The sequence below is a fragment of the Roseobacter sp. genome, from assembly GCF_024639605.1.
Classification (GTDB): Bacteria; Pseudomonadota; Alphaproteobacteria; order Rhodobacterales; family Rhodobacteraceae; genus Roseobacter.
Window position 1 is genome coordinate 19,622 of sequence record NZ_JAHEHZ010000029.1, and the last position, 10,465, is coordinate 30,086.

The window sequence follows — 10,465 nt, forward strand, 5'->3', positions numbered from 1 at the left end:
CGTTTGGCCACGGCGGGCCGGTTGAGAAGAGCGCCCGCTGTTTTTCCTGGACAAGGACCGAGCGCGGGTCGTTCCGTGTCCGGATATTGCATTGCGTGCGGGCGGTGCGGGAGTGCGCCGCAGGTCTCGTACTCACGCAGGTGTATGCCTGCTATGCGGAACTTTTCAGCCGTTCAGTGAATGGTTCCCAAGGTCAACTTTCAGCCGAAAGACCGGTCCCGGAGGGTCAGAAACTGTATTTATTATGTCATCATTCCGCTATTTCGGGATGTGAAACTTCGGCACAGTTTGCAGTGCGCAGGTCTCCGGCAACGCCCGCATCGGGTCTGTCAGGAACGCTTGTGTCATGTCAGCCACGCAGTTCTGATAGGCGATCGCGCCATGGCCCGCTTCCGGTATGAGAAATGTCTGCGCGTTGGAGAGTGTTTCCGCCGCGAGGGCAGGCCAGCTTGGAGCGGTTTGCATGTCCCATGTGCCACCGATCGACAAAACCGGAATGTCCGAAACTACCGGTTCGTGAAAGCCCGGCTGTTCTACCGGAGTGAAAGCATCGCAGGCGGCAAAAAACTCTTGAGCGACGTCCTCATATATCAATCCGACTTCAGACCATGGCAGCGCTGCAGACGTCTCGCGGAAGCCCTCAAGACTGTTGAACGGAATGCTTTCCTGACAGGCATATATCCAGGTGTGCAGATTTCCGGCGGTCTCTTTCAGTGTTTGACTGACACCGCGCCCGACGTTGTCGAAAATGGCTGCGACCTCGGTTTCCGACATGGCGTCGATCAGTCCGAGAAGCCGGGTCTGGCTCTCGTCGGGGAAGGTCTCGCGCACATACGCCCGTAACGCGTTCGGGTCGGGTTCGCCTTCGCGCAACTGTGCATACCCCAGAAGAGCGGCGCGGCGGCGATCCGCGTCCTGCAATACCTCACCGGCACCCCTGATCATCTCGTCGTCGAAAATACGCGCCAGAGGCGCTTCGGTCTCAAGCAATCGTTTACGCAGAGCGTCAATCGCTCCGTCCAGCGCGGCGTCCGATTGAGCTGCGACCTTCGCACTGCTCTCCGCTTCATCGAGCGCGGCAACTTCGGTATCGAGCAGTCCGTCACGGACACCATCTAACGGCGACGCGCGGCGGGGATACCCGTCAGTCGCTATTATCCGGTCCACAACGGGCGTGGGGCCACCGTCCGCCATGCGCGCGATCTCATACACAAATGCAGGGATCAGGGATGTCGCGGCACTTGGATCGGCGTAAGTTCCATTGCGGGAGAGAAAAGGCGTCAGCACGGCAATGACCGGAAGCGGGTCGCCGGATTTGCTCAGGAGTTCACCAGCCGCGGCGCGGTCCAGCGTATCGCGCAGCACCTCCCGAAGGTCCGGGAAGGCCGCATTGCACTCAGCATCCGCCGCACATTCTGCGAGGGTGATATCAATCACTTCTGATCCGGGTACCGCCAGCGTGTCGTAAAGCGGGACTTGCAGAGGGGCCACGCCATCTATGACCGCCGCGCGGACGTTCCCGGGATGTGTACGCAGGATCTCCAGTGCAAGACGCGTGCCATAGGAAATGCCGTGAATGTTGTATCTGTCGTAGCCCAGTGCTTGCATGAGTGCGACGGTATCGTTTGCATTCTGTGGGGTGTTGTAGGCCGCAAGATCGGTGCCTGATGCCTCGATCTCCTCAATGCAATCGCGCAACAAAGCCGCTGGTGTAGCTGAGCCCCCGTCAGGGGATGTTTCAGTGAAGGTAAATGTGCCGGTTATGACGTCGCCCAAAAATTGGTCGAGGGCCGCGCGGCATGTCGTCGATTTCGCCGACAGTGCAGATGCCCGTTGATCGAACACAATGACATCGCGTGTGCGCCGCATCGGCTCAAAAATCTCAGCGAACATTTCGATGCGGGATACGATACCGCCGCCGGGGCCGCCATGCAGATGCAGCACAGGATCTGGCTCGGGATAGGTCGACTGAGCCCGCATAACCGCAAAGAAAAGGTCAATCCTTTGTCCTTCGGGTGCATCGTGAGTTTCAGGCACGTTTACTGTGCCGCAAATGATCGTCTCACCTTCGATTTCATCCCGACCCAGCGGGGCCGGACATGGCGCCACGGTGACCGGGTAGGCGGCGACGTCCCCGCCACGATAATAAGGTGTGAAGCGGTCCGGCACATCAGGCTCGCCGACAAGGCTTGCGATCAATGCCGGTATTCTGGTCAGATCCATGGCGACACCTCATGTGGGACAGGGGTTCAGACTGCCGCCTGAGACCCTTTGCGTCAACGCAGTCCGCTGTCCCGAAGTGCAGAGTGGCGTGGAAAAGTATGCCGGGAAACTGTGATCAGAGAGCGGTTGAGACAAACTCGGAATATCTGAACAGCAGATCCGGGTTCGAGTGCGGCACTTTGCGAAATGGGCTCGAAGCGGTCCTTCGCCGCGGTTGCTGGCTGCGTCGCTCAGGCCTGTGATCCGGTCACGGTCCCCCGCGCTCAGCCGCCGTCGGTCAGTGCACCGTTTTCCCAGTCGCCGCTGGCTTCTTCGCCGGTGGCATAGCGCATGGTGCCTTCGCCCTGGCGTTTGCCGGCTTTGAAGGTGCCCTCATAGACGTCGCCGTTGGCATAGGTTGCGATCCCTTCGCCCTCGATCTCTCCGCGTACCCAGGCCCCTTCGTAGCTGAAGCCGCCGGGCATGGTGATTTTGCCGGTGCCGTGGCGCTGGCCGTCGTCGAACTCGCCCTCATAGACAGTGCCGTCGGGGTAGGTAGCTGTGCCTGTGCCCTGGCGCTGGCCTTCGACCCAGTTACCTTCATAACGGTAGCCGTCTGCATAGGTCATCACGCCCGTGCCATGGTTTTTCGCGTCTTTGAAACCGCCCTCATAGACCACACCGTTGGTATAGGTGGCTTTGCCCTCGCCTTCGATCACGCCGGCGGCCCACTCGCCTTCATAGGTGGAGCCGTCGGGGTAGGTGATCGTACCTGTGCCGTCCGCGAGCCCATCCGCAAAACTTCCTACATAAACGGAGCCGTCGGGATAAGTCACACGGCCCTGTCCTTCAATCTCGCCCTCAACCCAGGAGCCGGCATAGACGTAACCGTCCCGGGCGGTAAACGTGCCCTGGCCGTTGCGCAGATCGGCGTTGAACTCGCCCTCATATATGTCGCCGTTGGCATAGGTAACTTTGCCGGTGCCTTCACGGCGGCCTGAGACAAGTTCCCCCTCATAGACGTCGCCATTGGCCTGGGTGAGCTTGCCGGTGCCATCGATCTGCCCGTCGCGCCAGAGCCCGACATAGACCAGCCCGTCGGGCAGCGTCAGCGTACCCTGCCCGTTGCGTTTGCCGTCGATGATCTGGCCTTCATAGACCGCGCCGTCGGGGTAGGTAATGGTGCCGGTGCCTTCTTTGACGCCGTCGATCCAGTCGCCTTTGTATTCATAGCCGCCGGGGCTTTGCATGGTGCCGGTACCGTGGTGCTGGGCATTGCGGAAGCCGCCTTCGTACCGCACGCCGTTCGCATAAAGCGCGATGCCCTGGCCGGTGATCGCGCCCTCGGCCCAGGTGCCCTCATAGGTGCCACCATCGGCAAAGGTGATTTTGCCGAAGCCATCGGGTTTGCCCTTGGCAAAGGTGCCCTCATACACAGAGCCGTTGGGGAAGCGTGCGATGCCGTCGCCCTTGATCTCGCCGTCAATCCACTGGCCTGAGTATTCATAGCCGTTGGGCAGCTTGTAGGTGCCGGTGCCGTGCTGGACCCCGCCTTTGAAGGTGCCCTCATAGACACCGCCGTCGTCATATTGCTTTGTCAGCACCTGTCCGTCCTGCGCAATGGCAGAAACCGGAAGAAGTGCAAGGCATAGGCATGTTGCGCGAAGTATCATGGTCAACCCGTATAGCGTGTGATGTCGGAACCTGTCCCCTGAAGGCCCCCGGGCAAACTTAAGCAATGCCCGGCGCGGGAGCAACGCTCTTTTGGCGCGATGGGGTGGGCGGGGCTTTTCACCAGGCGCTGATCTGCTACATCACGCGTCATTGTACTGGAAGGGCCGTGCGCAATGTCGGATCGTTTTCGCATCACACTGGGGCAGATGAACCCGACCGTTGGTGATCTGGCGGGCAATGCAGCCCTCGCGCGTGAGGCCTGGGAGGCGGGCCGCGACGCAGGTGCTGATCTGGTGGCGCTGCCGGAGATGTTCATCACCGGCTATAACGCGCAGGATCTGGTGATGCGGCGCGCGTTTCAGCTTGATGTGATGACGCATATCGAGGCGCTGGCGACTGACTGCGCCGACGGGCCCGCGCTGGCGATAGGGGCGCCCTGGGTTGAGGGCACGAAACTCTATAATGCCTACCTGATTCTCAAAGGCGGCAAGATCGCCTCCACCGTTTTCAAACACCATCTGCCCAATGAGACGGTGTTCGACGAGGTGAGAATATTTGACGCGGGTCCGCTCGGGGGCCCCTATTCGGTCGGAAACAGCCGTGTGGGCAGCCCGATCTGTGAGGATGCCTGGCACGAGGACGTGGCGGAGACGCTGGCGGAAACCGGCGCGGAGTTCCTGCTGGTGCCCAATGGATCGCCCTATTACCGCGGCAAGTTCGACACCCGCATCAATCATATGGTCGCCCGCGTTATAGAGACGGGCCTGCCGCTGATCTATCTCAACATGGTCGGCGGGCAGGATGACCAGGTCTTTGACGGGGCCTCTTTCGGGCTTAATCCGGGCGGTGAGCTTGCGGTGCAGCTGCCTGCGTTTGACGCCACCATCGCGCATGTGGATCTGGAGCGCGGGCCTGAGGGCTGGCGGATCGTGCCAGGTGAGAAGGCCGTACATCCCGGGGAGTACGAACAGGATTACCGGGTCATGGTCACCGCCCTGCGCGATTACATGCGCAAGACGGGTTTCAGGAAAGTGTTGCTGGGGCTTTCAGGCGGGGTGGATTCGGCGATTGTCGCGGCGATTGCGGTCGATGCGCTGGGTGCAGATAATGTGCGCTGTGTGATGCTGCCGTCGGAATATACGTCGGACTCCTCACTGGAGGATGCCGAAGCCGTCGCAAAGGCGCTCGGCTGCCGCTATGATTATGTCCCGATAAAAAAGGGGCGTGCGGCGATCACTGAAACGCTGGAGCCGCTTTTCGAGGAGCTGGAGCCGGGGCTGACGGAGGAGAACATCCAGTCGCGGCTGCGCGGTCTGCTGCTGATGGCGCTCAGCAACAAGTTCGGCGAGATGCTGCTGACCACGGGCAATAAATCCGAAGTGGCTGTGGGCTATGCCACGATCTACGGCGATATGGCGGGAGGGTATAACCCGATCAAGGACCTGTATAAAACCCGTGTGTTCGAGACCTGCCGCTGGCGCAATGACAATCACCGTGACTGGATGTCGGGGCCAAAAGGCGAAGTAATCCCGGTGCGGGTCATCGAAAAGCCGCCCTCCGCCGAACTGCGCGAGGACCAGAAAGACAGCGACAGCCTGCCCGATTATCCGGAACTGGACGCGATGCTGGAGATCCTCGTGGATCAGGCCGGTTCAATCGGGGACTGCGTGGCGGCGGGGTTTGACCGGGAGGTGGCCAGAAAGGTCGAGCACCTGATCTATATCTCTGAATACAAACGCTTTCAGTCGGCACCCGGGGCGCGGCTCACGAAGGGGGCCTTCTGGCTCGACCGGCGCTATCCCATTGTGAACCGCTGGCGCGATCCGTCCTGAGCCGCGGGTCTGCGAGCACGGTTTTGTGAGTTGGTTTTGCCATGAGCACCCGTCAGTGTGCTATGATGTGCCGGAGCGGGGGGACTTGATGCGACATATTTCCATTGCTGCCACGATCATTCTCGCGGCCGGTGCGGCGCAGGCCTGCGGGTCGGATACCGATTGTATGATCGGCGACCGGAGCTACCGCATTGCGATGCCTGAAGGGCACGATGGCACCACGCCGGTGCCCGCCATCGCATTTGCGCACGGCTATCGCGGATCCGCTGCGGGGGTGATGCGCAACGGGTCACTGCGCGGGCTCGCGGATGAGCTTGGTGCGGCCCTGATCGCGTTCAATTCTGTGTCCGGCACCTGGCAGCTGCCCTATCATCCAAGCCATATGGAAGCTGACGGATCAGCAGAATTTGCCTATGTGGATGCCGTTCTGGCTGATGCAGCCCGGCGTTTTGCCATTGATTCTGAAAGAATTATGGCCACGGGTTTCAGCAGCGGCGGGATGATGACCTGGAACCTCGCCTGCTCAAGGAGCGCCATATTCGCCGGGTTTGTGCCTGTAGCGGGAACCTTCTGGATGGAGCCGCCGGAGAGTTGCGGGACGCCTGTCACAAGCATCATCCACATACATGGCGACAACGACAGCACGGTGCCGCTTGATGGTCGGGTTATCGGACCCAGTAAACAGGGTGAGGTGGATGCAGCGCTGGCGATGTACAGTGATTTCGGCGGTTTTGCCCCGGTGTCCGAAGGGCAGCAGTATGGCACCCTGACCTGTGACGCCCGGGCCAATGACGCGGGCGATATGCTGACGTTCTGCCTTTTCGAGGGGGGGCATTCGTTCCGCACTGAGTTTGTGCGCTTCGGCTGGCAGCAGCTGAAAGAAGCGGGGCGGCTTTGAGGAAAAGCCGCCCCGGTTGTCTGATTACAGCATCAGCTGGTAGCTGTGCGGCACATAGCGGAAACCGTTTTCGCGCGTCTCAACATAGCCCACACCCGGCCAGGGCATGTGATAGCCGACGAAGGCGGTTTTGTCCGCGGCCAGCATGTCGAGGATGCGGCGGCGGGTTGCTGCGGCCGCGGCCTTGTCCATGTCGAACTTGACCTCCCAGTCGGGATAGCCCAGCGACCAGACATAGTGGTTGGCGAAATCAGCACCCAGTACCAGCTGCGTGCCGCCGTTCTCGACCATGTAGTTCATGTGGCCCGGCGTGTGACCGAAGGCGGCCATGGCTGTGAGGCCGGAGGCGACAGAGCCGCCGTCCTCGAGGAAGCTGAACTGCTCGGCAAAGGGCTCGATCTTGGCTTTGAAGTTGTCGTTGTCCTGCTGCGCCCAGGCATCGAATTCCACCCGGCCGGTGACATAGCGCGCGTTGGGATAGGTCAGGCTGCCGTCTTCCATCGTCATGCCGCCGATGTGGTCGCCGTGCATATGGGTAATCACAACAACATCGACCTGATCGGCGGTATAGCCTGCGGCCTCAAGTGCGGCGATGGTACCGGCACCTGACAGGCCCGTGTCAAAAAGCACCAGCTCGTTGCCGGTGTTCACGATGGTCGGCGTAAAGAAGAACTGTGCCGCATCAATGGGCAGGTTGTTTTCGGCGGAGACCGTGTTGAAGGTTTCGGCGTCCACGTTCATGCCGAAAATGGTCTGCGGTTCGGGGCGCGTGGCGGTGCCGGCCAGCAGAGTTGTCACGTCAAATTCGCCGACTTTAAGGCGCTGATAGTGAGCCATCTGTGCGCCCGTCAGGGGCGCTGCGGCGCGCGTGGCCCCGGCGGTTGCGGCAGCCAGCGGAAGGGCAGCGGCCCCGGAAAGGATTGTACGGCGGGAAAACGACGGTGCTTGTGACATTGAAAAAGGCTCCATTTGTGTCAGACGGTCAGGAAGTAGTGTGATTGCAGCGGTTGCCCAGGTACTGTTTGTCAGCGGGCATCAGAATTTCGTGAGGGTGAAATGGGGCAGAGCGGACCGGAAGAAGTGGCAGCATATCTTGATACGGTCATCCCGCCGCAGCGTCAGGCGGACGCGCGGCATCTGGACCGGATCTTTCGCGAGGTGACAGGCTGGATGCCGCGTCTGTGGTCGGGCAGTATCCTGGGATATGGCTGCTATGCCTATACCTATGCGTCCGGGCGCAGCGGGACATATCTGGCCACCGGGTTTGCTCCGCGCAAGGCTAAGCTGTCTGTGTATATCATGCCTGGATATGCTGATTTCGACCCGCTTCTGGCGCAGCTGGGAAAGCACAAAAAGGGCAAGGCCTGTCTTTATATAAACAAGCTGAGCGATGTGGATGAAGAAGTGCTGGCCCGTCTGATCCGCGCGGGTCTCGATGACCTTGGACAGCGGTGGAAAATCATGCCGGCCACGGGCGGTTAGCTGGACAAATGCCCCCCCCTGTGACAATGCACGGGCGCATAGGAGACACCAGATGACCACCACGCGTTTCGCCCCGTCGCCCACCGGCTATATCCACATCGGCAACCTGCGCACGGCGCTGATGAACTATCTCATCGCCCGCAAGGCCGGGGGCACGTTCATTCTGCGAATCGACGACACCGATCCGGAGCGGTCGAAAGAGGAATATGTCGACGGGATCAAGCGGGATCTGGAGTGGCTGGGGCTGAACTGGGACCGCACGGAGCGGCAGTCAGAGCGGCTGGACCGCTATCATGATGCTGCAAACCGGCTGCGGAAGATGGAGCGGTTTTACGAGGCCTTCGAGACGCCCGTTGAACTGGATCTCAAGCGCAAGAAACAGCTCAACATGGGCAAGCCGCCGGTCTATGACCGCGCGGCACTGGCGCTCTCTGAGACGGAACGCGATGCGCTGCGCTCTGAACGCGGGAACGGTGTCTGGCGGTTTCTGCTCGATCAGCAGCGGATCGAATGGCACGACGGGATCCTCGGCGATATCTCCATCGATGCGGCGAGTGTGTCGGACCCGGTGCTGATCCGGGGCGACGGGCAGGTGCTTTATACGCTGGCCTCGGTTGTGGATGATACAGAGATGGGTGTGACCCATGTAGTGCGCGGATCAGACCATGTGACCAATACCGCGACACAGATCCAGATTATCGAGGCGCTTGGTGGCACGGTGCCCTCCTTCGCGCATCACTCGCTGCTCACCGGGCCTCAGGGTGAGGCCCTGAGCAAACGCCTTGGCACGCTGGCCCTGCGTGATTTGCGGGAGCAGGGGGTGGAGCCTGCGGCGCTTCTCAGCCTGATGGCGCGGCTGGGGTCGAGCGATCCGGTGGAGCTGCAAACAGAGATGTCGGGGCTCATTGACGGGTTTGATATCGGGCGGTTCGGCTCTGCGCCGACGAAATTCGATGTGCAGGATCTTTTCCCTCTGACAGCGCGCTATCTCGCCGGTCTGCCGCTTGAAGCTGTGGCCGATAAGATCGCTGCCGCCGGCGTGCCGGATGACAAGGCTGCGCGCTTCTGGGAGGTTACACGCGAAAACATTACCACACTGGCCGATCTGGAACCCTGGTGGGTGATGATGCGTGATGGTGCCGAGCCGGTGATCGCTGATGAAGACAAGGACTTTGTGGCGGAGGCCATGGCGCTGCTGCCCGAGGGCCCCTTTGATGATCAGACCTGGAGCACCTGGACCGCGGCCGTGAAAGAGGCCACCGGGCGCAAGGGGCGCGGGCTTTTCATGCCGCTGCGCCACGCGCTCACGGGTCAGAGCCACGGGCCGGACATGTCTGCGCTGATGCCGCTGCTGCAGGTTGTCAAAGCCCGCGGTTGACAGATCCCGCGCCCCTGCTGAGGGTGCGGGATGAACGATGCGCGGGCGAAATTTCTGACAGGCAGCCTTTTCAGGCATGTCACCGTTATGTCGCTGACCTCGTCGGTCGGGTTGCTTGCGATTTTCGCGGTCGATTTTATCGACATGATTTTCATCGCGATGCTGGGCAAAGCTGAGCTTGCTGCGGCAGTGGGCTATGCAGCGACGATCCTCTTTTTCACAACATCCTTTGGCATTGGCCTGGCGATTGCAGCCGGTGCGCTTGTGGCGCGCGCTCTGGGGGCAGGGGACGCGGCCCTGGCCGAAGAACGGCGCACCCATTCGTTGCTTTACGGCGTGCTTTTCAGCCTCGGATTTGCGGCGCTGGTCTGGGTCTTCCTTTCAGAGCTTGTGGCGCGTCTGGGAGCAACGGGCGAGGTTGCGGATCTGGCAGTTGGTTATCTGCAGATTGTGGTGCCCAGCCTGCCGCTGCTGGTCATCGGAATGATGGCCGGAGCCATTCTGCGCGCCCATGGCGACGCACGGCGCTCAATGATGGCGACGATCTGGGGCGGGGTGACCAATGCGGTACTCGATCCGGTGCTGATCTTTGGCCTCGGGCTTGATCTGACGGGGGCGGCGCTGGCCTCGGTCGCGGCGCGGGTTGTGATTGCCTGGACTGCATTAGTGCCGGTTATGCGTCACTATGGCGGTATCGGACGCCCGACCGCGACAGGTATGCTGCGTGATCTGGTGCCGCTCGGGGCCATCGGTCTGCCGGCGGTCCTGACGCAGCTGGCCACGCCTGTCGGGCAGGCGATCGTGACCCGCGCCATGGCTGTTTATGGCGAGGCGGCGGTCGCCGGCATGGCCATCACGGGACGCCTGAGTATGCTGTCGTTCGCGGTTGTCTTTGCGCTTTCGGGGGCCGTCGGCCCGATTTTGGGACAAAATTACGGAGCGCGCGATTTCGAAAGGGTGCGGGCCGGTTTCCGTGCTGCGGTACTCTTTTCCGGGATC

At 61.2% G+C, this 10,465-nt stretch carries 8 protein-coding genes; 5 read left to right on the plus strand and 3 right to left on the minus strand.

The genetic code is table 11. The features are described from left to right. Positions 1-258: 258 nt before the first annotated feature. A complete protein-coding gene (locus tag Q0M35_RS05925) occupies positions 259-2,223 on the minus strand; it encodes an alpha/beta hydrolase (protein ID WP_295313296.1) in 1,965 nt (654 codons plus the stop codon). 263 nt (positions 2,224-2,486) lie between these two features. After that, positions 2,487-3,875 (minus strand): 2-isopropylmalate synthase, encoded by a 1,389-nt coding sequence (locus Q0M35_RS05930; RefSeq protein ID WP_295313297.1) that lies wholly within the window; start codon positions 3,873-3,875, stop codon positions 2,487-2,489. Positions 3,876-4,049: 174 nt separating this feature from the next. On the opposite strand from Q0M35_RS05930, the gene Q0M35_RS05935 reads away from it, so the two are divergent. Continuing rightward, positions 4,050-5,708 (plus strand): NAD+ synthase, encoded by a 1,659-nt coding sequence (locus Q0M35_RS05935; RefSeq protein ID WP_295313298.1) that lies wholly within the window; start codon positions 4,050-4,052, stop codon positions 5,706-5,708. Positions 5,709-5,796: 88 nt separating this feature from the next. After that, positions 5,797-6,606 carry a prolyl oligopeptidase family serine peptidase gene (locus Q0M35_RS05940; RefSeq protein ID WP_295313299.1) on the plus strand — a complete coding sequence of 270 codons (810 nt, stop codon included), beginning with the start codon at positions 5,797-5,799 and terminating at the stop codon, positions 6,604-6,606. Between the two features lie 24 nt (positions 6,607-6,630). Here Q0M35_RS05940 and Q0M35_RS05945 read toward each other — a convergent pair whose 3' ends face one another. After that, positions 6,631-7,560 carry an MBL fold metallo-hydrolase gene (locus Q0M35_RS05945; protein ID WP_295313300.1) on the minus strand — a complete coding sequence of 310 codons (930 nt, stop codon included), beginning with the start codon at positions 7,558-7,560 and terminating at the stop codon, positions 6,631-6,633. Positions 7,561-7,662: 102 nt separating this feature from the next. Here Q0M35_RS05945 and Q0M35_RS05950 point away from each other — a divergent pair, with 102 nt between their 5' ends. From Q0M35_RS05950 to Q0M35_RS05960, 3 genes are all read left to right on the plus strand, one after another. After that, positions 7,663-8,088, plus strand: a complete 426-nt coding sequence (locus tag Q0M35_RS05950) for a DUF1801 domain-containing protein (protein WP_295313301.1) — start codon at positions 7,663-7,665, stop codon at positions 8,086-8,088. A 52-nt stretch (positions 8,089-8,140) separates the two neighbouring features. Then, entirely contained in the window at positions 8,141-9,466 is a 1,326-nt protein-coding gene (gene gltX, locus Q0M35_RS05955) for a glutamate--tRNA ligase (RefSeq protein ID WP_295313302.1), read from the plus strand. A gap of 30 nt (positions 9,467-9,496) precedes the next feature. Beyond that, the coding region (locus Q0M35_RS05960) for an MATE family efflux transporter (RefSeq protein WP_295313303.1) at positions 9,497-10,465 on the plus strand (969 nt) is incomplete at its 3' end.

Coding starts and splice junctions, on each gene's coding strand:
- Q0M35_RS05925 (WP_295313296.1), bottom strand. CDS start 2,223: ATGGATCTGACCAGAATACCGGCATTGATCGCAAGCCTTGTCGGCGAG.
- Q0M35_RS05930 (WP_295313297.1), bottom strand. CDS start 3,875: ATGATACTTCGCGCAACATGCCTATGCCTTGCACTTCTTCCGGTTTCT.
- Q0M35_RS05935 (WP_295313298.1), top strand. CDS start 4,050: ATGTCGGATCGTTTTCGCATCACACTGGGGCAGATGAACCCGACCGTT.
- Q0M35_RS05940 (WP_295313299.1), top strand. CDS start 5,797: ATGCGACATATTTCCATTGCTGCCACGATCATTCTCGCGGCCGGTGCG.
- Q0M35_RS05945 (WP_295313300.1), bottom strand. CDS start 7,560: ATGTCACAAGCACCGTCGTTTTCCCGCCGTACAATCCTTTCCGGGGCC.
- Q0M35_RS05950 (WP_295313301.1), top strand. CDS start 7,663: ATGGGGCAGAGCGGACCGGAAGAAGTGGCAGCATATCTTGATACGGTC.
- gltX (WP_295313302.1), top strand. CDS start 8,141: ATGACCACCACGCGTTTCGCCCCGTCGCCCACCGGCTATATCCACATC.